General features: G+C 37.8%; 20 protein-coding genes and 1 tRNA gene. 15 read left to right on the top strand and 6 right to left on the bottom strand.

The genetic code is table 11. From position 1 onward, the window contains the following. Positions 1-1,443, bottom strand: coding sequence for a sodium:solute symporter (locus ALPR1_RS04155; protein ID WP_008198633.1), 1,443 nt, complete (start codon positions 1,441-1,443; stop codon positions 1-3). Between the two features lie 67 nt (positions 1,444-1,510). Here ALPR1_RS04155 and ALPR1_RS04150 point away from each other — a divergent pair, with 67 nt between their 5' ends. From ALPR1_RS04150 to ALPR1_RS04140, 3 genes are all read left to right on the top strand, one after another. After that, on the top strand, positions 1,511-1,789 hold the full coding sequence (locus ALPR1_RS04150; protein WP_008198632.1) for an ATP-dependent Clp protease adaptor ClpS: 279 nt from the start codon (positions 1,511-1,513) through the stop codon (positions 1,787-1,789). A gap of 9 nt (positions 1,790-1,798) precedes the next feature. After that, positions 1,799-2,416 (top strand): recombination mediator RecR, encoded by a 618-nt coding sequence (gene recR / locus ALPR1_RS04145; protein WP_008198630.1) that lies wholly within the window; start codon positions 1,799-1,801, stop codon positions 2,414-2,416. 81 nt (positions 2,417-2,497) lie between these two features. Further along, positions 2,498-2,571: transfer RNA gene (locus tag ALPR1_RS04140), tRNA-Ala, on the top strand. A 128-nt stretch (positions 2,572-2,699) separates the two neighbouring features. On the opposite strand, the gene ALPR1_RS04135 is transcribed toward ALPR1_RS04140, so the two are convergent. Continuing rightward, a complete protein-coding gene (locus ALPR1_RS04135) occupies positions 2,700-4,652 on the bottom strand; it encodes a hypothetical protein (protein ID WP_008198629.1) in 1,953 nt (650 codons plus the stop codon). 161 nt (positions 4,653-4,813) lie between these two features. Here ALPR1_RS04135 and ALPR1_RS04130 point away from each other — a divergent pair, with 161 nt between their 5' ends. The 4 genes from ALPR1_RS04130 to ALPR1_RS04115 are packed head-to-tail and all read left to right on the top strand — an operon-like array spanning position 4,814 to position 6,806. Continuing rightward, positions 4,814-5,239 (top strand): hypothetical protein, encoded by a 426-nt coding sequence (locus ALPR1_RS04130; RefSeq protein WP_008198628.1) that lies wholly within the window; start codon positions 4,814-4,816, stop codon positions 5,237-5,239. Between the two features lie 26 nt (positions 5,240-5,265). After that, the gene (locus ALPR1_RS04125) at positions 5,266-5,700 is read left to right on the top strand and encodes a hypothetical protein (protein WP_008198627.1); all 435 of its coding nucleotides are present in this window, start codon (positions 5,266-5,268) and stop codon (positions 5,698-5,700) included. A gap of 15 nt (positions 5,701-5,715) precedes the next feature. Beyond that, complete coding sequence (locus ALPR1_RS04120; protein WP_008198626.1) at positions 5,716-5,988, top strand: hypothetical protein; 273 nt, start codon at positions 5,716-5,718, stop codon at positions 5,986-5,988. Further along, entirely contained in the window at positions 5,988-6,806 is an 819-nt protein-coding gene (locus ALPR1_RS04115; RefSeq protein WP_008198625.1) for a Cof-type HAD-IIB family hydrolase, read from the top strand. The genes ALPR1_RS04120 and ALPR1_RS04115 overlap by 1 nt, the downstream gene beginning before the upstream one ends. Here the strand turns inward: ALPR1_RS04115 and ALPR1_RS04110 are convergent. After that, entirely contained in the window at positions 6,792-7,469 is a 678-nt protein-coding gene (locus ALPR1_RS04110; RefSeq protein WP_008198624.1) for a DUF2461 domain-containing protein, read from the bottom strand. The genes ALPR1_RS04115 and ALPR1_RS04110 overlap by 15 nt on opposite strands. Positions 7,470-7,533: 64 nt before the next feature. Beyond that, positions 7,534-8,829 (bottom strand): UDP-N-acetylmuramoyl-tripeptide--D-alanyl-D-alanine ligase, encoded by a 1,296-nt coding sequence (locus ALPR1_RS04105; RefSeq protein ID WP_008198623.1) that lies wholly within the window; start codon positions 8,827-8,829, stop codon positions 7,534-7,536. A 90-nt stretch (positions 8,830-8,919) separates the two neighbouring features. Between ALPR1_RS04105 and ALPR1_RS04100 the strand changes: the two genes are divergently transcribed. The 5 genes from ALPR1_RS04100 to ALPR1_RS21090 all read left to right on the top strand — a co-directional run bounded on the left by ALPR1_RS04100 (position 8,920) and on the right by ALPR1_RS21090 (position 14,175). Next, a complete protein-coding gene (locus ALPR1_RS04100; protein ID WP_008198620.1) occupies positions 8,920-11,004 on the top strand; it encodes a T9SS type A sorting domain-containing protein in 2,085 nt (694 codons plus the stop codon). A 62-nt stretch (positions 11,005-11,066) separates the two neighbouring features. Then, positions 11,067-12,770: an amidohydrolase gene (locus tag ALPR1_RS04095; RefSeq protein ID WP_008198618.1), complete on the top strand. Its 1,704-nt coding sequence runs from the start codon at positions 11,067-11,069 to the stop codon at positions 12,768-12,770. Between the two features lie 331 nt (positions 12,771-13,101). After that, the gene (locus tag ALPR1_RS04090; protein WP_008198616.1) at positions 13,102-13,299 is read left to right on the top strand and encodes a hypothetical protein; all 198 of its coding nucleotides are present in this window, start codon (positions 13,102-13,104) and stop codon (positions 13,297-13,299) included. Between the two features lie 4 nt (positions 13,300-13,303). After that, positions 13,304-13,495, top strand: a complete 192-nt coding sequence (locus tag ALPR1_RS04085; protein WP_008198614.1) for a hypothetical protein — start codon at positions 13,304-13,306, stop codon at positions 13,493-13,495. A 44-nt stretch (positions 13,496-13,539) separates the two neighbouring features. Beyond that, a complete protein-coding gene (locus tag ALPR1_RS21090; RefSeq protein WP_008198613.1) occupies positions 13,540-14,175 on the top strand; it encodes a CPBP family glutamic-type intramembrane protease in 636 nt (211 codons plus the stop codon). 396 nt (positions 14,176-14,571) lie between these two features. Here the strand turns inward: ALPR1_RS21090 and ALPR1_RS04075 are convergent, their stop codons facing one another. Beyond that, on the bottom strand, positions 14,572-15,363 hold the full coding sequence (locus ALPR1_RS04075; protein ID WP_008198611.1) for a TolB-like translocation protein: 792 nt from the start codon (positions 15,361-15,363) through the stop codon (positions 14,572-14,574). Between the two features lie 238 nt (positions 15,364-15,601). Between ALPR1_RS04075 and ALPR1_RS04070 the strand changes: the two genes are divergently transcribed. Both ALPR1_RS04070 and ALPR1_RS04065 read left to right on the top strand, forming a co-directional pair. Further along, a complete protein-coding gene (locus ALPR1_RS04070; protein ID WP_008198610.1) occupies positions 15,602-18,523 on the top strand; it encodes a S9 family peptidase in 2,922 nt (973 codons plus the stop codon). Positions 18,524-18,629: 106 nt separating this feature from the next. Next, positions 18,630-19,211 carry a hypothetical protein gene (locus tag ALPR1_RS04065; protein ID WP_008198609.1) on the top strand — a complete coding sequence of 194 codons (582 nt, stop codon included), beginning with the start codon at positions 18,630-18,632 and terminating at the stop codon, positions 19,209-19,211. 29 nt (positions 19,212-19,240) lie between these two features. On the opposite strand, the gene ALPR1_RS20210 is transcribed toward ALPR1_RS04065, so the two are convergent. After that, on the bottom strand, positions 19,241-19,822 hold the full coding sequence (locus ALPR1_RS20210) for a DsrE family protein (protein WP_050776363.1): 582 nt from the start codon (positions 19,820-19,822) through the stop codon (positions 19,241-19,243). A 219-nt stretch (positions 19,823-20,041) separates the two neighbouring features. On the opposite strand from ALPR1_RS20210, the gene ALPR1_RS04055 reads away from it, so the two are divergent. Next, entirely contained in the window at positions 20,042-20,998 is a 957-nt protein-coding gene (locus tag ALPR1_RS04055; protein ID WP_008198606.1) for a calcium/sodium antiporter, read from the top strand. Positions 20,999-21,134: the final 136 nt, after the last annotated feature.

Genomic DNA, 21,134 nt, shown 5'->3' with positions numbered 1-21,134 from the left:
TTATTTTTTCCGTAGAAGCCAAAGTCCAATAAACATGAGAAGTCCATTCAATATTAAAGCTTCAAACCCAAACTTGTAACCCCAAAAGAGTTCTTCAGAATTTGAAGCCAAAATATATGTGACCGTGGGAGCTAGCACCGCTAAGTATGGCACCCATTTATCCTGCACTTTCATTTTTGTAAATAAACCAAAGGAATAGAGCCCTAGCAAAGGCCCATAGGTATAGCCTGCAATCACAAAAACGGAGTTGATTACACTTTGGTCATTGACCCAATAAAATGCCAGAATCACAAAATACATCACAAAGGTAAATGCGATATGAACGCGCTGTCTTATCCATACTCGCTTTTCCTTGGGGTATTTTTTTTCCAACTCTAAGAAATCCACACAGAAGGATGTTGTCAAGGCAGTAAGTGTAGAATCAGCGCTTGAATAAGCTGCCGCCGTGATTCCTAAGACGAAGACTATTCCTGCAAAAGGGGTGAAATATTGGGTAGCTAAAAGAGGAAACAATTCATCAGTTCTTTCTGGAAGCGGAATCCCTTTCGTCTCTGCAAATAGGTAAAGCATTACACCTAGTCCTAAAAACAATAAGTTGACAATCACAAGACTGGTAGTGAACCAAAACATGTTTTTCTGAGCATCCCCGATATTTCTACAAGTCAGATTTTTCTGCATCATATCTTGATCCAGCCCAGTCATTACTATGGTAATAAATGCTCCAGAAATAAATTGCTTGAAGAAATTCGTCCCGTCTTTCCAGTCCCAATTAAAGATGGTAGATCGAGGGTCATCAGAAACCACCTTAAAATATTCTCCAAGGCTGGAAAGCTCTAATTCTCTTCCAATCAATACAATACTGACTACTACTGCTGCCAGCATAAAAAATGTCTGGAGTGTATCTGTCCACACTACAGTCTTAATCCCCCCTCTAAAGGTATAAAGCCAGATCAAAGCCACAGTAATTAACACGGAAACCCAGAAAGGTATACCTAAAGAATCAAATAGGATCAACTGTAATACAGAAGCTACCAAAAACACTCGTAAGGATGAGCCTACTGTCCTAGAAAGAATAAAAAAGAAAGCCCCTGTTTTATAGGACCAAAACCCAAACCTATCCTCTAGGTAAGAATAAATAGAAACGAGATTTAGACGGTAATAAAGAGGGAGTAAAACTTTGGCAATCGTGAAGTAACCAAGAGTATAGCCTAAAACAACTTCGAAGTAAAAGAAGTTAGAATTACCAACCTCCCCTGGTACAGAAATAAAGGTCACACCTGAAAGTGATGCTCCAATCATTCCAAAAGCCACTAGGAACCAAGGGGATTGACGGTCTCCTGTAAAAAAAGTATCTTCGGATACTTTACGGGAAGTAAACCATGAAATCAAAAAGAGCAGTAAAAAGTAGCAGGAAATAACGAGCAGAACTACTTGCGAATTCATAAATGCAGCTTGGATTAGCCGCTAAGTTGTCTATTATTATTAATTTTGCAAAATGAATCGATTGAGCATGACACATCCATATCAAGAAGAGTCAGAAGTATTATTGGAGGAAGTGGTAGATTTAGATTCCTCTGACCTAATTGTTTACAATGACGATGTCAATACTTTCGACCACGTATCAACTATCCTGATTAAAGTCTGCAAACATTCTCCCGAACAGGCGGAGCAGTGCACCCTAATTATCCATTTTAAAGGAAAATGCGCCGTAAAAAAAGGGAGTATTGAGGAGTTAAAACCTATGTGTGAGGCAATTCTAGATGCCGGAATCCAAGCAGCCATCGTTTAATAAAAAAGCGTGAATATCCCTTCCAAACTTATTGAAGACGCAGTTACAGAAATATCTAGACTTCCAGGAATAGGAAAGAAAACTGCATTGCGACTTGCCCTACATTTATTGAAACAAAGCGAAGTTCATACTGAAGCACTTACTTTAGCTTTGACTCGCATGAGGGAAGAAGTCCAATACTGCAAAATTTGCCATAATATCTCAGATGATGAGCATTGCAGCATTTGCAAAAGTCACAGAAGAGATCATGGGGTAATTTGTGTCGTTGAAGACATAAGAGATGTTTTAGCTATAGAAAACACAGATCAATACCAAGGTTTATACCATGTGCTGGGAGGAGTTATTTCTCCGATTCAAGGAATAGGACCAGAGGAATTGACTATAGAATCCCTAATCGAACGCGTCAGTACTGACTCAGAGGAACCCGTAAAAGAAGTTATCATGGCTTTAAGCGGGACAATGGAAGGGGACACCACTTCATTCTACTTGGCAAAACGTCTTCATGAGAAAGGCATAAAAGTCAGTACCATTGCAAGAGGAATCCCCGTTGGCGGTGAATTAGAATATACAGATGAAATCACTTTGGGAAGAAGCATCATGACCAGGATTAATTATTCCTCAGAGTAATTTATTCCTTTGCACAAATGAAAGCCCTTTCTATATTTGCAGACCCTTAAGCGGGTAGCTCTTAAGGAGCAAAATAATAATGGGGGATTAGCTCAGTTGGCTAGAGCGCTACACTGGCAGTGTAGAGGCCACCGGTTCGAATCCGGTATTCTCCACTCCAAAGCTTCGCAGAAATGTGGAGCTTTCTTTTTATAACCTTCCCAAACTCTTGGCCACCGGTTCGTCCCGATAGCTATCGCAGACCGGTATTCTCCACTTCAAAGCTTCACAGAAATGTGGAGCTTTACCTTTTTTCTAAATTTCTAATTAGCTCTTCTGCTTTTTTTGGTAATACACCCTCTTTTTTAACTTCTATTTCTGGCGAAAACTGTCCTCCAAAACCTTCACAATCAATCAATGTATATCCATTACTTTTTCCCACATGACTTAGCGATTGCCTGTAAAAGCCGTTATGTTTAAAATTCTTGGCCCAAAGTGTAATTTCTTTGTGGTTATAGGAAAGATGGCCTACAGGGGTAGAATCTAATATTTCTCTATCCTCAAACTTGGTGTTTTCATAGGACCTGAATTCATAATTTGCTTTATAAATTAGGTAAGCTTCAACTTCTTGCCCATTATCCAGTCTCTCTCCAATAGAGTTGACGTCAAATTCAACAATCCCTGAATCCACAGGCATTGGCTTATCCAATTTTAAGCCCATTGCGTATTGGGTATTTTCATCACCCTCCATCCATTCAGTCACATAAGTTCGTGTTTTTTCAATGATCTTATACGTAACCCCATTGTACGTCAATGTATCACCAGCATGAAGCTCTACCTCTTTAGCATAAACAAACTGATTGTTTTTCACCTTCAGTTTTATTTTTCCTTTGGCAAAGGGTCTCACTTTAAATTGATTGGCATTAAGGATCGCGTCCTTTCCATCAATCATAAACGTAAAACGGTCAAAATGCAGAATATGTGCCACATTCCCCCTTCCAAAATCATAGCTATAAATTTGAAACACTGTGTTATCAGAGGTAATTGTAAAGACATTATTTTCTAATTTACCTTTCACCTTCACCTTGGTTGAAGCAAACTTATTTTCATCTTTAAAGTTGGTTTCAACATTTTCAAAAATCGCATATAAACCTCCTCCAAAATTGGCTTTAAAATCCATGAATCCAGGTCCTCTATGCTTGAGGTTCTTTCCTATGACATAATTCCCTTTTTCGCTTGAGTAAAGAAATCCATAACCAAAACCAAACTGATTGTACCTGGCATCTTTTTCATTGACTTCTTTGGTCGTATCCATGTTGTCAACAACAATATTAAGCTGCTGATCAGGATTCGGTTGTCCCTTAAACAAACTAGCAAAAAACAACTGTGCTCCACTAACCCGCCTATGTGGTGGTAAAAAATTTACATTTCTGATTCCGAAATCCAGAGAATTCCCACCCACTTCAAACAAATGAGCTGACTGCTTAATCGTATGTATATCTGACCATTGAAAAAAGTCTTCCCATCCAATTTTAAGATTTGCTTCATTTTTAGCTATGAGGTAAAAATCACTTCGAACATCTGCCTTTTCATATTGGGGAACAACATAAGTTTTTCCATCTTGAAGTTCCAGCACTTTGGAAGCTGACCTTTTAGTAGCATCAACAGCAAGCTTAAATGCCATCGTGTTATCAAAAAACACATAACCTTTGTCGCTTTGATGATTGTAATTAAAATTAACCTCTATTTCATTTGGTGAGATATAGGATGTAATAATAGAATACCTTGAACCTATAATCCCAGGATAATACTCATCTTTTGATGGAGTATTTGGATTTTTATGCGCAAACAACCCACAAAAACTTTTCCCCTCATCTTCTGGCGAAAAAACAGGCTGATTACTTTTTACTTTATTCCCCTCATATTTTAAACCTTCTTCGATCAATTTATAATATCCTTCACCACCATATTGCTCAAGGCTTACATATTCAGAACTCCAGGGTTTATCCATTTCAATTTCTTCGGTAACTTTTTCTTCATTAATAGGAACAACAACGGTGCTTTCATCTTTCTGTTTCTCCTTTACTTCTTTTTCTTCAGGTGGATCATGCGCTATCTCTGGTTTTATTTCTGTGATCTCAATACTCTCTGGACCTAAGATGGCATTAACTCTGTATTTCTGATTCTTCTTTAGATTTAAAACATCGGAAGACTCTATTTCGATAGTCCCCTCAAACTTAAATTTAATTTTAGGCATAACAATTTGATTTAGAAGGCAAAAAATTGATTTTTAAAAAGCACTAGAATTTACCAACTTTCTCAGACAATCAAAATTTCACTCTTCAAATCCTGTTGCATAAGCAACTATTTATCCGTCTTAATGACAAAAAACAAACACTCCAATAAGACATCATAAAAGTGAAAACAAGCAAGCTTTTTATTTCTGCAATCATCCTATTGCTACTCTCCTGTCAAAATGAAGAGCCTTGTACTAGCTATCAGTTAGACAAAGTCTTTGATGTCAATTTTCAGGAAACTGCGACCTTTTGTGAAAGAGCAGTGAGCATCACATTTACAAAGGTCACCCAAGACTCTAGATGCCCAGAAGATGTGGTGTGTATTTGGCAAGGCTTAGCCGAAGTGGAGCTGCTGATAGAGGTAAATGGTTCTGAAGAAAAATACCTTTTAAGCACCTTCCCAACTTTTCAGGATGTACCCTCAGAAGTAACTTTTAAAGGCTATATTTTTAAATTAGAGGGAGTCAGCCCATATCCAAACACCAAAGTCTCACACAAAGAAAAGGACTACTCTATTCAGATGTTAGTTGAAAAGACAAGCGAGTAATTGTATCTTGCTTTAAATCTTTTCAAATGTTTAATAAGAATTTCTTACTGGTTTTTCTATTTGCCAGCATCATAAGTTTATTTTCTTCCTGCTCATGCAACCCTGAAAACATTGCAAAATTTGCTTTTAAGGGAATGGAAAGCATGATGGGAGAAGGCTTTATGCCCTCTGAAGAAATTCGTGCATTAGGTGATTTTAGAGGAATGAGCGTTTCACTTAACAGTTCCAAAGCTGAAAATCACGTCGAATCCACCATTTTTCTTAAACTTGAAAATGGAGACCCTGTCAAAATTGGGAGTCAGCCTGAAATTCTAGCCCGAAAATGCGCCGAAATCTACTTGCATGATTTCGAAAACTCTGAAAATTACCGGCAAATTACGGTTCAATTTATTCAGAGTGATCCGAATAACCCAGAGAATATTGCTATGCAGGAATACACTTTTGAGACCAAAGACTTTTAAACAAAACCTATAATTATGGAAATGCCACCTGAATTCAAGAAACAACCTACCTCGCTGGGAGAATGGGTGATTGCAGTACTAATCAAGCGCCTTCCATTAATTGGACTAGTTATGCTCATCATTTGGGCAACTGATAAAAGCACTGATCCAGATAAGGCCAATTGGGCGAAGGCTGAGTTAATAGTAAAACTTATTATTTTCGCAGCTGTAATGATTTTCATTGCTATCATTGGCTTTGGCTTTTTCACCAACTTTGCTAATGATATTGACTGGTCAGAATTTGATTAATGAATATTAAAGCTTTTTGTTCAGACATTGACGGCACCCTCCTCAATGCTGATCGTGATCTATCCCCTAGACTGAAATCTGTGGTCAACAAATTTCCTTCAGATTTCCCTGTAATTCTTGCAAGCTCTAGAATGCCAAATGCTATGCGTCATCTGGTCAGAGATTTGCAGAAACCTGAGCAACCTTTGATTTGCTATAATGGAGGCTATGTGATCAGCGCTGAAGGAGAAATCTTAGATTCTGTAACGATCCCTGTACCATTGGTCGCGAAGATTTTGGACCTCTGTAAAAATACCAATATCCATGTCAGCCTTTATCAAGGAGAGGACTGGTATGAAGAAAAGGACGATTATTGGTCCCAACGAGAAATTAGAAACACCAAAACAAATTGCACTTGGCTGCCTGGAAATGAAGTAGTTCAGCTATGGTCAAAAGGAGACTCAGGAGCTCATAAAGTGATGTGCATGGGGGATTCACAAGAGATCTCTTGGCTATTTGGGGAGTTGCATTTCGAACATGGAAACGATCTCCATCTTTATCGATCTAGTGACACTTACTTGGAAATCGCACCTAGATCCATTTCAAAAGCGACTGGTTTGATCAAAATCCTGGACCATGCTTTTGACTTCGGAATGGAGTCAGTGATAGCTTTCGGGGATAACTACAATGACATTGATTTGCTTCAATCTGTTGGTTATGGAGTGGCCGTTGGGAATGCCAGACCTGAGGTAAAAGCAGTTGCGAAAGAAATCACCACAACCAATAAAGAGGATGGCGTAGCAATAGTTTTAGAAAAATTATTTTTACAAAATCCCTGAGCCGTCTTCTACTTCTTCCACAGCTTTTGTTAAGAATTCCTGAAACGGAAGCATGATCTTGAATTTCTCCAATGCCAGCTGGATAAATTGGCCATTGTCAATTTGGGAATCCATCAAAGAAGTCATCACTGTGAAACTCTTCATCCTAAGTAATTCTATGTATGGGTGATCCGCTTCATATTCTCGAGGACTAGTTTTAAGCTTATCCCCTCTCATCTCTCCAAAGGTTTTATTAAAGTTTGGGTCTGCTAAAATCTGTTCCATTTCTGCTCCTGAATAATCAATTTCCTTTCTGATTTTTTTGAGCGTTTCTCCCATGGGATTCCAGATCCCCCCACCAATAAATGATTCTCCTGGTTGAATATGAAGATAGTATCCCGGTCCCTCTGATTTTTTTCCTTTTGGAGAAAAATAGGCAGCAAAATTGACTTTATAAGGAGCCTTATTTGCCGAAAACCTGATATCTCTGTTCTGTCTGAAAACACAATCTTTTGGTTGAAAAACTTCGAATGCAGGTTCCCATTCCGACAAACCTTTTAAAATCACCTGTACATCTTCTAAAAATTCACCTCTGCATTCGAGATACCATTTCTTATTCGCATCCATCCATTCCTTAGAATTATGATTGGCTAGCTCAGATAAAAACTTCAGGTAAGGTCTCATGAATTTATTGGAATTGGTTAAAATCGAATTTGGTCATTTTAAACAAGCAGATTCTGGTTTTGGTTTAAATAAAGTCAACCAGACCTTCTAGCTTCATTCCCCGGCTTCCTTTGATCAAAATTAAATAGTCCTCTAATTGGCTATCCTGAAGCCAATTTCTAAAAGAAAATGGATCAGGAAAATAAAGTGCTTTAGGGTATCTGGCTAAAGCGGAAACGATCAGTTTACCAGTGAAACACACCTTTTCAATCTCATATTCACTGATAATCTCACCAAGCTTTGCGTGTTCCTCTTCTGCATGCTCTCCCAATTCAAACATATCTCCCAAGATTATCATTTTATGCTTTTTCCCGGTCATTTCACCAAATGTTCGGATAGCTACCTCCATACTTGATGGATTTGCATTATAAGCATCTAGAATAATCAGATTGCTCCTCTTTTCAAGAAGTTGAGATCGCATATTTGAAGGCTGGTAGTTCACGATCGCTTCAATTGCGCCTTTCATTTCTACTTCAAAATACTTCCCTACTGCCAATGCATTGGCAATATTCCCAAAATTATAGGCGCCGATTAGTGAACTCAAATAAACTTCTTCTGTACCTTCCACTGTGAATTTGACAAAAGGATTTGCCTCCACGAAACCTACTTCACAAAAATCTCCTTTTGCAGGGTACAAAACAGGCTTATCAAATCTCTTCGCCATATTCGACAATACAGGGTCCTGAGAATTGATGAAAACCGTCCCTTTATTCGCTCTTAAAAACTGGAATAATTCAGTCTTGGTTTTCAAAACTCCCGCAGGACCACCCATCCCTTCTAGGTGAGCTCTCCCAATATTGGTAATAAATCCGTGCGTTGGTTCAGCTATTTCGCATAACTCCTCAATATCACCCTGTTTATTTGCTCCCATCTCAACGATTGCCATTTCTGCATCCTCAGGAATAGAAAGTAAAGTAAGCGGAACACCAATATGATTATTCAGATTACCGACCGTGGCTACAGTTTTAAATTTGGTTTGTAGTACAGCATGAAGCAATTCTTTGGAGGTGGTTTTCCCATTAGAACCCGTCAATCCAATAATAGGTATCGTCAATTGCTTCCTGTGATAATTAGCTAAATCCTGCAACATTTTCAAGGCATCCTTAGCCAAAAAATAGCGTTCATCATCCTCTATAAAGTACTTAGGATCATCAATCACTACTAATGAAGCTCCTTGCTCCAATGCTTTGGGGGCAAACTCATTGGCATCAAAATTCGGCCCCTTAAGGGCAAAAAAGACATTCCCCTTCCCAATTTTTCTGGTATCTGTGCTGACACCGGTACTTTTTTTGAAAAGGCTGTACAGGATAGAAATATTCATTTTCGACTTATTTTACTCCAAAATAAATGAATCATTCACATCTTTGGACTGATACTTCCGTATTAATTTTAGATTTCCCCTTCATCCCGTATGCGAAAACTCTATATATACCTTTTTCTTCTTTTGGCTTTTCGCACCCAAGCACAAGAAATTTATTCTTTTAAAAACAGCCCTGAGGTCACTCAAGACGGCATTAACCTAAGCGCTCCATTTAGCGGGGGAATTAATTCTTCCCAGATTCAAACCATAGATCTTGATGAAGATCAAGTAGATGAGTGGGTGATTTGGGATATCAATTCAAGACAACTTCAGGTTTATAAAAAAGAGGGGGAAATGATGATCCACTTACCAGAGCTAAGTTATTTTTTTCCTAGTGATATTGCAGGTTTTTTGATTCTGGAAGATTTTGATCTGGATGGCAAAAAAGACCTATTCACTTCAACTCCTTTGGGGATAAAAGCATATAAAAACACCTCATCAAATGGTCAGATTTCATGGGAAGTAGCCCAGAATTTCCTAAAAATTGATGGTTCAGGGAATATTCAAGCCAATAATCTGGACACGCCTTTGATCAAGGATTTGGATGGCGATGGAGATTTAGATTTAGTCATTTTCAATTTTGCTTCAGGGGATTATTTGGAGTTTTATGAAAACACAAGCATGGACCGAAAAGACAGTCCAGATGTGGACGGTTTTGCTTTCCCAATTACCCATTGGGGAAATTTTGAGTTTTGTGGTTGTGGAGAGATAGCAGTGGGAAGAACCTGCAGTGGGATAGATTTGAGAATAGCAGAAGACATTAATGGTAAAATCCAACACGCAGGTGGACATTCTATTCTTTATCGCGATTTTAACTCAGATGGGATTCCCGATCTTTTATTAGGAAGAGATGAATGCAGCTCGCTGTATTTTTTACCGAACACGGGGACTTTAAACACCCCTATTTTCACAGAAATTGAACAACAGCTTCCCGAATACGGCACCCTTCCTGAATTTCCAATTTTTCATACAGCACAGGTAATTGACGAAAACCTGATTATTGGTTTAAACACCAATGAAATATCAATCAATTATGGAGTTGATTTCGAAAACTCAATCGTAAAAATAACCCCAGAAGGAAACTCTGATTTCACTTTTCTACAAAATCAGATGATTGACTTAGGGGAAAACAGCAACCCATTGTACATAGGAAACAAAAGTGAAGGCTCAGTCTTCGTCACTTCCAACCAATTGGTTAATGGCGAGGTGATCAGTAAACAATCTATCTTTCATTTAGAGAATGGCACTTTCAATAGAGTTGATGTATCCAATAACTTATTGGATGAGCTAAATCTGATTGATGTACAAAACTTATTGTTCAATGATCTGCAGGGTAAGCATCATAATATTATCTCAGGTATTTCCATCTCGGATAATATTCCTAGTCAAAAGCTTTTTGAGTTAAATGAGTCCCAAACAGAGTACCTCCCTTTTGAACTCACAGGTTATGAGCCAAGTCGAAGCGATTATTTGCAGCTATTCCATTACGAAGGAGAAGACTTTATGCTCGTCGCAGCTCAAAACGGAAGTTTGGATTTATATCAAACAGATTTCAGCACCTTTACAGCTAGTATTCAGGAGGAAAATTTCCTGGATTTTTCAGATAATCCTGCCAACAGAAACCTCAGTGTTGCTGTCCATAAAAAACCCAATCCCGACTTGTTTGCTGTTGACCAAAATGGGCAAATCATCAAGATTACAGATTTCATGAATTTGGCTATACGTTCTGAGGTTCTAATAGAAACAGCTAATCAGAATTTCCCAACAAGATTGGGAAGGAACACTTGGATAAGCATTGTCAACCCTCTCTTTGAGGAAGCACCAGATTTAATCCTTGGAACAAGAGCAGGAGGATTGATTTACTTAAATACGGAAGATTCTCAAAGTCCAGGAGAAAATGAATTTAGGATTAAAGTTTATCCCAACCCAAGCGATGGCCCAATCAAGGTCCTCTCTAATTTACCTGCAAAAGCAACCCTCATCACTTCTTTGGGTCAAGTGATGTTAGAGAATATCGCAATTGAAGCCAACATACCCCTTGAAATACAAAGTGGTTTTTTAAATCCGGGGCTGTATATCCTTCACCTACAAATTGATGGCAAGTTCACCACTTCTAGAAAAGTTTGGATGCAGTAGGCATTGCTTTCTTTGTGAATTGAAGGAATTAGGCTAGCTTACTTAGGTTAACCACCTTCTCCATGAAAAATCTTTTTACACTTCTTCTCGCAACTCTCCTTTTTCAAAGTTGTCTTCAACAAAAAGAGTCTGCTGATATGATCTTCACCAATGGCACAATTTACACAGTTGATGCCTCCAACCCTAAAGTTGAAGCTGTCGCAGTGAAAGACGGGATGATTTTGGCTTTGGGAAGCTCCCTGGAAATTAATGAATACCTCTCTGAGGAAACTCAACTAGTGAACCTCCTCGGAATGACCATGACTCCGGGGCTGATCGAATCCCATGCACACTTGATGGGAATCGGCTATAATAAACTCGAACTTGACCTGATGTATGTCAAAACCTACGACGAACTTGTGGAAAAAGTGGCTGAGGCTGTAGCCAAAGCAAAACCTGGAGACTGGATCACAGGAAGAGGTTGGCATCAAGACAAATGGATCGAAAAGCCGGAAAAAATGGTGAAAGGCTTTCAGACCAATGACCTTTTGAATGAAGTTTCACCCGACAATCCGGTATTTCTAAGACATGCTTCAGGTCATGCTTCTTTTGCAAATTCGAAAGCGTTGGAACTGGCAGGCATCAGTAATCTCAAAGGAGAAAGACCTGGTGAAGTCGAAGGAGGTGAAATCATTTTGGATGAACTAGGAAATCCAACAGGTGTTTTGACAGAAAGAGCCTCTTGGTTAGTAGGCAAGTTGGTTCCTGAGGAAACGCCAGAAAGAGCCGAACAAGCCTTGACTTTGGCATTGAAAGAATTGGCAGAAAAGGGGATCACCAGTTTTCATGATGCAGGAAGTGGTCAGGAGACAATAGATTTATTGTTGAAATTTAAGAACGAAGGGAAATTGACTTCTCGGCACTACATGATGCTGGCGGGAAGTGAGCCTGAACTTTTAGAAAACTGGTACAAAAGAGGTCCCATGATCGACAGCGTAGATCATTTATTTTCTGTAAGATCCATCAAATTATTCTGTGATGGAGCTTTAGGTTCTAGAGGAGCTTGGCTTTTGGAAGAATATACTGACAGGCCTGGGCATTTTGGACATGAGACGCTTCCAATGGAAGTCGTAGGACAAGTATCCGAAAAAGCCATTCCAGCAGGATTCCAGGTTAATTCCCATGCTATTGGAGATCGTGCAAACAGGGAAGTTTTAGATCAATACGAAGCGGCATTTGCAAAATTTCCGGATGCGAAAGACTTGAGATTCCGAATTGAACATTCTCAACATATCGATCCAGAAGACATTCCAAGATTCGGGGAATTGGGCGTAATTGCCGCCATGCAGGCGATTCATTTGAGTTCAGACAGACCTTGGGCGATCGATCGATTGGGAGAAAAAAGAATTGTGGATGGAGCTTATGTTTGGCAAAAATTAATGCAAAGCGGTGCTGTAGTAACCAATGGAACAGATGCACCAGTGGAACCAGTAGATCCGACACCTTCCTTTTTTGCTTCAGTAAGTCGACAAACATTGGAAGGCACTCCAGAGGGTGGTTATGAATCGAGTCAAAAAATGACCCGAGAAGAGGCTTTAAAGTCTTACACCTTGGATGGAGCTTATGCTGAATTCGAAGAAGATTTTAAAGGTTCTATAGAAGTAGGAAAAGCAGCGGATTTCACTGTTTTTGATAAAAACATTATGGAAATCCCAGAATCGGAGATTTTAAATAGCAAAGTCATGATGACTGTTATGGGTGGAAAAATTGTTTACAGTCTTCAGTAGGAATGTAAACAGTGTTTCAGTCCCGTAAAGCAGTTGCAGGTTTCAGAGGAAGAAAGTCTTAATTTTAATCAAAACCAATAGAAACAATGGTTAAGCATTTAAAATTAAAAGCAAGGTTCATTTGAATAATCTTGGTGCATTAACCTTTTACTAAAAAATGCAGGTGAAAAATACTTTTATTTTCTTCCGTCCATTATTTTAGACGGAAGGAACTTTAATTAGAAATATGATCAGTCACATTGATCCAATGCTAGTTAACGATCATAGAAGGGCTGTGATGAGTTTATTCGAATACTGTTAAATTTCGAGGGAACGAAAATGCTATAAACTTATGGAAAAGTTTAAAGAATTGAAAAACATAGAATTGATTGAAATAGGTGGCGGTCAAGATGATTATTTTTTCACAGATAAAATATTTGATCATTGGGCCTATGACATTTTGAATGCAATGAATAATATAGCTGATTCAATTTCTGGTTTTGGTGATGGATTTGTAAATGGCTTTAAGGACACAAACCAAAAATGGTAAAGAGATGAAAAAATTCGAAAACTTAAGTCAAAATGAGCTCCTCATTATTCATGGAGGATCAGAGGAATCCTATACATTAGGATATAATATCGGTTATTTCTTAGGTGCCATGACCTCAAATGCAGTAAATGCAATGGTAGCATTTGCTGATGGGGTAAAAGAAGGGGTACAAGCGATTAAAGATTTAAAAAGTTAAACTTAATTAATCTTAATGTGGGAGATTAAGGCTCCCACCTTTTTATGATTTTAAAAAAAATATATCCTTTTTATCTGTACATCATTTTTTTCACTTCATTATTTAATTTTTTTCTTAAAGAATTTACAGGATCCAGCTATCTAACTAAAATAGAGAGGGTATTCTTTTCTGAATTCAACCTTTTTGGCATACTTAGTTCCTTTGCCGCATTTTGTATACTAACTCCAGTTCTGGAGGAACTATCTTTTCGTGCCGTTTTTTCGAAAAACAAGGAACTGGTTAAACTTGGCTTTTCATTTTTTCTAGTTGTTTTTGTATTTAAAGTGTTAGAGTATTTTTTAAATATTAATTTTTGGATAGATATAACCCTAACCTATTTAATAGCTGTTTCTATTTACCTCATCAGCAAAAATATTTCAATTGATCAGGAATTATTAAAAAGAAAAAGAATAATTATATTAATTATTTCCTCCCTTATTTTTGGAATCTTTCATTCGGGTCTTAATTATCAATTTAATAGCCCTCTTTTCCTATTAATATCTATTATACCTTATATTTTCTCGGGTTTTATCTTTGGCATTGTAGCTATTAGGTATAACGTCATTCATTCTATAATACTACATTCATTAATAAATTTTACAGGCTTAACAATAAATCTAGTTTTTCATTTTCTAGATTAAAAACCAAAGTTTCAAACATTGGTCAACCAAATATCTTGCTCTTAAGAATTTTCAATCCTGAATTTCCACCTCTTTATTTTTAACGAAAATCTTTGGCTAAAGCCCCAAACCTAAACACTCCAATATGAAATGGCCTAAAGAGCCATTTCTATTCATCTAAAAATTAACCATACAATATTATATTTTAGTACTAGGTGGGCTGACGCAGCATTGAGCCATCGCCCATATTTGTGCGGCAGGAGTACACGGAAAGCTATCGGGACTTCGTCTTGACCTTTTGCTTTTCAGTAGGCGGGGTTCTTTTGGATCAAGCCAAAATACCAAAGAAAATCTCTCGAGCTATTGACCATAGGAAAGAACTTTAATCAGAATTTCGGAATTCCCACATAATACAAATCAAAACCACCTAATCCCTCCAACTCGATCCGAAGAGAAAACCAACATCTCACCATAAACAAATGGCATGTGGTCAGAAGCGGAAGAATTGATAGAAATTTTTTGAATATTCTTTTCTGTTTCTCCGATTAAATAAGGAACCGGGCTTTGATCTGAAGGAATATCCATTTCATAAACATCAAATTGCCCATCTCTATCTGAGCTAAACAATAGTTTTTCAGGGATTCCTTGGGTTTCTACATTCCCCCCTTTCAAATAGTCAGCCCCGTAAAAACTCGGATACATTTCATTGGATGATTCATCCATGATTCTAACGTTTTGAAGTTCCAGTTCGGAAGAATTGGAAACTTGAGGTTCAACATGGATAGAATAAAAACCTTGATCATTATCTCGACTAAACAACAAAATTCGATTTCCCTCAGGCGTTTGAAAGCTATAAGGGCCTTTTTCATTAAAGGGAGTTTCTGTTTTTCTTACCCAATCTCTCAGTTCTGTATCGAATAAATTGTCCCCTTCACTTACACTCAAAAAACCTTCTTTTCTATCCCAATAAAAAACTAACCTTCCCTCAACCAGGTTGAAGTGATTTGGATTAGAACCAATTCTGTTAGATGAAAAAACCAGCTCTACTTCATGGTTAATTGTGATAATATCCGAGTTGATATCATCTTTTGCAGAATTAAGAACATCTAAATTCACCGCCTTATCAGGGAAATGACCTACGGGATATCTATTTTGATTACATGAAAATAGAATCAAAATAAGCAGGCAAAAAGGATACTTTTTAATCATATCAATACCGATTTAACTTTTAAAATAAAAGGAATTAGAATCACTTCGCCATCTGTAAAGCAATGAAAAAAATGTAAACTTTTTCATAACTGGCACTTTTCTGATAAATATAACTAACTATTTAAATAATTCGATCTGCTATCCCTATTTACTTGACACATTGTGGCATTAAAGAAACCTTAACAATCTTAATTAAGTATTTTTCCCTATTTTCAGATTCTAAAAAAAGATCAAAATTATGCGTAAACACTTACTCGCTTTTTGGGTTCTTGCCTTTCTGGCTATTAGTGCCCAAGCCCAAGACTTAAAACCCATTACCTGGCAGGATATCCCCACCTGGAAATATTTAAACCGAGGAGGTTTTGATATTTCTCCAGATGGACAATGGATCGCATACACCATTGTCCAAATGGAAGGAGACGGCAAGCTTTATGTGAAGAAAGTTGGTGATCCTGAAAGTGAAAAAACCTATGATATTGGTGGTGTAAGAAGCCAACAAGTGGTTTTCAGTAAGGACTCCAAATGGTTAGCATTTAAGGAAGACCCTAAGTTTGAAGAAGCCGAGAAAAATAAAAAATCCAAAGGCAAGCCTTTACATGATAAGCTTCATCTAATAAAATTAGGTACAGATGAGAAAAAGACTTTTGAAAAGGTGGGTACATTTTCATTCAATAATGAGGGTTCTTCTGTATTAGCCATTAACCTACCCAAAGATGGTAATGGAGAAGGAAAAGGTTCAGATTTATTGATTTATAACCTATCGACAGAAAAAGCACTAAACCTGGGGAATGTTTTGGAGTTCTCATTTAACAAACCAGGAACTTATTTGGCATATACCGTTGACGCCAGCAATAAATCCGGGAATGGCATTTACCTTCTCAACCTTGCAAACAATAGCACGCAGATTCTTGACAATGACAAAGCCAGCTACAAATCACTAAGCTGGACAGAAAAAGGTGATGCTTTTGCTGCTTTGAAAATGGTAGAAGATAAAAAGTACAAGCAGGATCAAGGCAAGATCATTGGCGTGAAAAATTTAACAGCTCCTCAAGTGACGGTGTATGATCCTCAAAAAGATTCTACTGGATTTGACCAGGCTTATACTATCAGTCCTAACAGACGTCCTATGTGGTCTGAAGATTTGACTCGACTATTTTACGGAATTCACCCGCTGGTGCTAGCGAAAAAAGAGGAAGCCAAGAAAGAATTGGATAAAGATTCTGTAGCTATGGCAGAATCTGAAGCTATGAAAAAAATCATGGCTGACACATCTATCCATTCTATCAAAGATCTTAAGAAGGCCATTGCCAACCTTGACACAACCAAAACTGAAGCGAAGAAAAAAGATGCCGACACTCCTGACATGACCATTTGGCATTGGAATGATAGCAGACTTCAGTCCAGACAACAAGTCATGGAAAACATGGACAAGAATTATAGTTTTTGGGCTATGTATGATGTCGCTTCTAAAAAGCACACTGCCCTACAGGACAGTTCCATGAAAGACTTAAGCTTACTTCCAAAGCAACATTTCGCTTTGGGTTCAGACTTACAGAAATACGAGCTAGAGACGAATTTAAATGGTCAAAATTATCGTGATTTTTATGTAGTTGACTTAAAAACAGGTGAGAAATCAACCTTATTTACAAACTTCTATTTACCAAGTTATTCTTCCTACCCAAGACCTTCCCCTGATGGAACAAAGCTTAATTATGGGTATGATGGCAATTACTATGTTTATGATATTGCCAGCGGAGAAGAGACTAATTTAACTGCAAGTCTTCCAGTTTCTGTAGTCGACGTAGAAGATGATCATAATGTCAAAAAACCATTACACAACTTATTAGGTTGGTCTTCGGACAGCAAATATGTATTGATCAGTGATGGATGGGATATCTGGCAGGTTCCAGTAGAGGGAGGCAAAGAAAGTCCCGTTAACTTGACGCAGGATGGAAGATCTGAAAAGATCAGATATCAATATCGTTTTAGATTAGATCCTGATGAAAAAGGCTTTGACTTGAGTAAGCCTCAATATTTTAGAATTTACGGAGAGTGGACTAAAAAAAGTGGTATTGCCAAGTTAGATCCAGCTAAAAAAGGATTGGAGCCAGGAGCTGAAAAACTTATTTGGGAGGATGCAGCCATTGGTTCTCTTCAAAAAGCTGACAAAGCTCCAGTTTATCTTTACACCAAAGAAAAATTTAACGAGCCTACTCAGTATTACCTTGCAGATGCTGATTTAAGTGATGCAAAACAGGTGACAGAAAATGCCCCTGATGCATCTAAGTACTCTTGGTCAGCAGGAACTCGACTTGTAGATTATGTTTCAGATAAGGGGGATAGCCTTCAAGGAACTCTATTCCTTCCAGCTGGTTATGTGGAAGGAAAAAAATACCCTACCATGGTATATTATTATGAGAAACTTTCTCAAACCAGACATAATTGGTCCGAACCGTCATTTAGTGGTACTGGATGGAATCCTAATGTCTATACGAGCAATGGTTTCGCAGTATTTATTCCAGATATCGTCTACACCATGGATGACCCAGGAATGTCTGCAGTTTGGTGTGTAATCCCGGCAGTTAAAGAAGCCATTAAAACAGGTGTAATAGACGAAGACAACATCGGTATTCACGGGCACTCTTGGGGCGGCTATCAGACCGCATTCTTGATTACCCAAACGGATATGTTTAAAGCTGCTGCTGCTGGAGCTCCATTGACGAACATGATATCCATGTATGACTTGATCTATTGGAACTCTGGAGGCGGAAACATGTCCATCTTCGAAGCTTCGCAAGGAAGATTTACTGGAGGACCTTGGGAGAACTGGGATTCCTATGAGCGAAATAGCCCTGTCTACCATGTGAAAAATGTAAATACACCACTTCTGATGCTACACAATGATAAAGATGGTGCAGTAGATTTCACCCAGGGAATTGAATATTACTCAGCTCTTAGACGTTTGAAAAAACCAGTTGTTTTAGTTCAATACAAAGGTGAAAACCATGGATTGGGCAAACCGGAAAACAGAAAAGATTATAGCGTTCGAATGATGGAATTCTTTAACCACCACCTAAAAGGTGAAGAGGCGCCAGAATGGCTATCCAAGGGCATTGACAAAGTTGACCTTGAGGAACATCTAAAAGAAAGAGCATTTTAAGAATCAAAAAGAGGCTTTTAAAAAGCCTCTTTTTTTTTATTTTCACTTGTCAAAACCGTTCGCAAGCCCTTTATTTAAATCCATTTTCTAAAGGATTTCCCCCTTCATGAGTACTTCAACACCAGCCCAAGAGCTTGAGCACAGCTCAGCCTACTCTCAAATGAATTCCATTTGTTATTCGGAATCTGATCCTGATTACCATGTGCATTTCGAAAAGTACGAATACGATCAATCAATTGATGAGGTATGGAAAGCTTATGTAGAAATAGATCCTGAAAGGGCCTGGTCGGGAAAAATGATCCATTTCAATCAGCTTTATTCTCGAGAAACTGGTGAAGAAGTTTTTCCGGGGGAAGTGTATTTGGATGGAATGGGAGTTGGTCAAGTCATCATACTTAACCTGCATGTTTTTGGAGGTGCGATCAAGCTTACCGTGGGCCATGAAGTTATGGATGTAGATGCGGATAAAAGATTAATCCGAACATGCTATTTAGAAAACTCAAAATCCGAAGGAAGTCAGTTTATTCGTTTTAAAACATTGGCCAATGGAAAGACCGAAGTTTCTCATAAAACGTTTTATAGAAGTGGCTCCTGGTTCAGGGATAAGATCATTTATCCATATTTCCACACCAAAGCCATCAATGAATTTCATGGAAATGTGAGAAAGGCGATTTTAGAAAATTCATAATTTTATTTACCCAATTTATCGAAGACAAATTAATCCTCGCTCACGTTGAGGTAAGAGTATCCCATTTGGTCTAAAGTGATAAATGTAGTCTTTGCAGAAACAGCCATATTAACCATAGGTGTGATTTGTGAAGCTTTCATGTTATAGAATCCCATACTTTGCCCGCAAACATAAAACTTCACCCCCACCTCTTCCAATGCTTTGATAGCAGCCAAATTTGGGTTTTCCGTACTGTATTTGCTTTCGTACTCACTTTCATTTAAAATCGCTTGGATCAATCCCCCATGGATGACCGCGGCAATTTTTATTTTATCTGCCGGGACACCGTTGGCAATATTCAAGTTATATGTTCTTGCCACTTCCAAAAAGGTAGAATGAATCTCAGTAGAATCCTTTAACGAGCCATATAAGTCGATTGCAACCTTATATTCCAAAGAAGGATCATATGGCATTTTCGGATTATCTACAGGCATCACTCCCACCCAAGGATGAAAATCCAATACCGGATAAGTAATATGTTCTTTAATATGGGGTGGTATTTCTCCTTGGGCAAAACATGTCATGCATGATAAAAAAAACATCATGAATAAAGGTGCAAGTAACTTTTTCATAAAAATTTGATTTGAAGTTGTTTAGAAAACTAATTATAAATTTTCGCAAAACAATTTTTTAGCATAAACTCGTTCAATTTCAAGGCTAGGTTCGGATAAAAAATGTCCTAAAATAATTAATGAACCTCTGGATTTATTGGGTCAGTTTAACGCTACATTTGTCTGATTTCCCTAAACTTAATTAGTAAAATCAACTCATCATTATACTAAATATCTGCAATGACCCTTTCTGTAATTCTTTTAATTGGTGGTTTACTTCTTTTAGTAAAAGGAGCGGATTGGCTTGTGGATGGAGCATCTGTTTTAGCAAAAACGCACAAAGTTTCTGACTTAGCAATCGGCTTGACAATCGTCGCTTTTGGTACTTCCGCCCCTGAACTAGTGGTTAATTCTATTGCTTCCTCTGATCATTTACCAGACCTAGTTTTCGGAAACGTCATCGGCTCAAATAATTTCAATTTATTTATCATTTTGGGTATTGCAGGGCTAATCGCCCCATTATCCGTTCAGTCAAGCACAGTTTGGAAAGAGATCCCCTTCTCTTTTTTAGCTATTATCCTGCTGTTAATCCTAGCTAATGGTTACTTCCACAATTATGCTCTATCCCTTTCCCATTTAGATGGTTTCATTCTGATAGTCTTTTTCGTGGGATTCCTATATTATGTTTTTACCCAGCTCAAGTCAGAGCCAAATGAAAGTGAAATCATCATTAAAGATTATTCCAATCTAAAAATCTGGGGACTGATTTTAGCTGGATTAGCAGGGCTTGTTATAGGAGGTAAACTTGTTGTAGATAATGCTGTAGTGATGGCGCAATCTTTTGGAGTCAGCGAAAAAATAATAGGTTTAACAATTGTAGCAGCGGGAACTTCTCTACCCGAACTGGCAACCTCAGTAGTGGCATCTTTAAAAAAGAACAATGACATCGCAATCGGAAACATCATCGGATCTAATATTTTTAATATTTTTCTAATTCTAGGTGTCAGCTCAATAATTAATCCCTTGGATTATCAGCTTTCTTTCAACAAAGACCTTTACATCTTATTGGGAGGAACAATTTTCCTCTTTCTGGCGATGTTTACCGGAAAAAGGAAAAGTTTGGATAGATGGGAAGCGGGAATTTTACTCCTCACTTATCTAGTCTACATAGCTTATTTGGTTAGCAAAGAATTATAAGCCCATTTGATAGTAAAAAGCGTTTACTCCTAAGGTACTACTACCTTTAATCTATTCAACCGTGATATTCCACCTTTAGTAAATAAATAACTGTATTTTCCAGCTTTTCAGAATATCTTTTCAATTAATTAAGCCA

It is taken from the genome of Algoriphagus machipongonensis, from assembly GCF_000166275.1.
In the GTDB taxonomy this organism is placed as follows: domain Bacteria; phylum Bacteroidota; class Bacteroidia; order Cytophagales; family Cyclobacteriaceae; genus Algoriphagus; species Algoriphagus machipongonensis.
This window is presented reverse-complemented; position numbering and strand designations above follow the sequence as displayed.

What these genes read in the sequence shown, in the direction of transcription:
- ALPR1_RS04155 (WP_008198633.1), bottom strand. Translation starts at nt 1,443, where the DNA reads ATGAATTCGCAAGTAGTTCTGCTCGTTATTTCCTGCTACTTTTTACTG.
- ALPR1_RS04150 (WP_008198632.1), top strand. Translation starts at nt 1,511, where the DNA reads ATGACACATCCATATCAAGAAGAGTCAGAAGTATTATTGGAGGAAGTG.
- ALPR1_RS04135 (WP_008198629.1), bottom strand. Translation starts at nt 4,652, where the DNA reads ATGCCTAAAATTAAATTTAAGTTTGAGGGGACTATCGAAATAGAGTCT.
- ALPR1_RS04125 (WP_008198627.1), top strand. Translation starts at nt 5,266, where the DNA reads ATGTTTAATAAGAATTTCTTACTGGTTTTTCTATTTGCCAGCATCATA.
- ALPR1_RS04120 (WP_008198626.1), top strand. Translation starts at nt 5,716, where the DNA reads ATGGAAATGCCACCTGAATTCAAGAAACAACCTACCTCGCTGGGAGAA.
- ALPR1_RS04115 (WP_008198625.1), top strand. Translation starts at nt 5,988, where the DNA reads ATGAATATTAAAGCTTTTTGTTCAGACATTGACGGCACCCTCCTCAAT.
- ALPR1_RS04110 (WP_008198624.1), bottom strand. Translation starts at nt 7,469, where the DNA reads ATGAGACCTTACCTGAAGTTTTTATCTGAGCTAGCCAATCATAATTCT.
- ALPR1_RS04105 (WP_008198623.1), bottom strand. Translation starts at nt 8,829, where the DNA reads ATGAATATTTCTATCCTGTACAGCCTTTTCAAAAAAAGTACCGGTGTC.
- ALPR1_RS04100 (WP_008198620.1), top strand. Translation starts at nt 8,920, where the DNA reads ATGCGAAAACTCTATATATACCTTTTTCTTCTTTTGGCTTTTCGCACC.
- ALPR1_RS04095 (WP_008198618.1), top strand. Translation starts at nt 11,067, where the DNA reads ATGAAAAATCTTTTTACACTTCTTCTCGCAACTCTCCTTTTTCAAAGT.
- ALPR1_RS04090 (WP_008198616.1), top strand. Translation starts at nt 13,102, where the DNA reads ATGGAAAAGTTTAAAGAATTGAAAAACATAGAATTGATTGAAATAGGT.
- ALPR1_RS04085 (WP_008198614.1), top strand. Translation starts at nt 13,304, where the DNA reads ATGAAAAAATTCGAAAACTTAAGTCAAAATGAGCTCCTCATTATTCAT.
- ALPR1_RS21090 (WP_008198613.1), top strand. Translation starts at nt 13,540, where the DNA reads ATGATTTTAAAAAAAATATATCCTTTTTATCTGTACATCATTTTTTTC.
- ALPR1_RS04075 (WP_008198611.1), bottom strand. Translation starts at nt 15,363, where the DNA reads ATGATTAAAAAGTATCCTTTTTGCCTGCTTATTTTGATTCTATTTTCA.
- ALPR1_RS04070 (WP_008198610.1), top strand. Translation starts at nt 15,602, where the DNA reads ATGCGTAAACACTTACTCGCTTTTTGGGTTCTTGCCTTTCTGGCTATT.
- ALPR1_RS04065 (WP_008198609.1), top strand. Translation starts at nt 18,630, where the DNA reads ATGAGTACTTCAACACCAGCCCAAGAGCTTGAGCACAGCTCAGCCTAC.
- ALPR1_RS20210 (WP_050776363.1), bottom strand. Translation starts at nt 19,822, where the DNA reads ATGAAAAAGTTACTTGCACCTTTATTCATGATGTTTTTTTTATCATGC.
- ALPR1_RS04055 (WP_008198606.1), top strand. Translation starts at nt 20,042, where the DNA reads ATGACCCTTTCTGTAATTCTTTTAATTGGTGGTTTACTTCTTTTAGTA.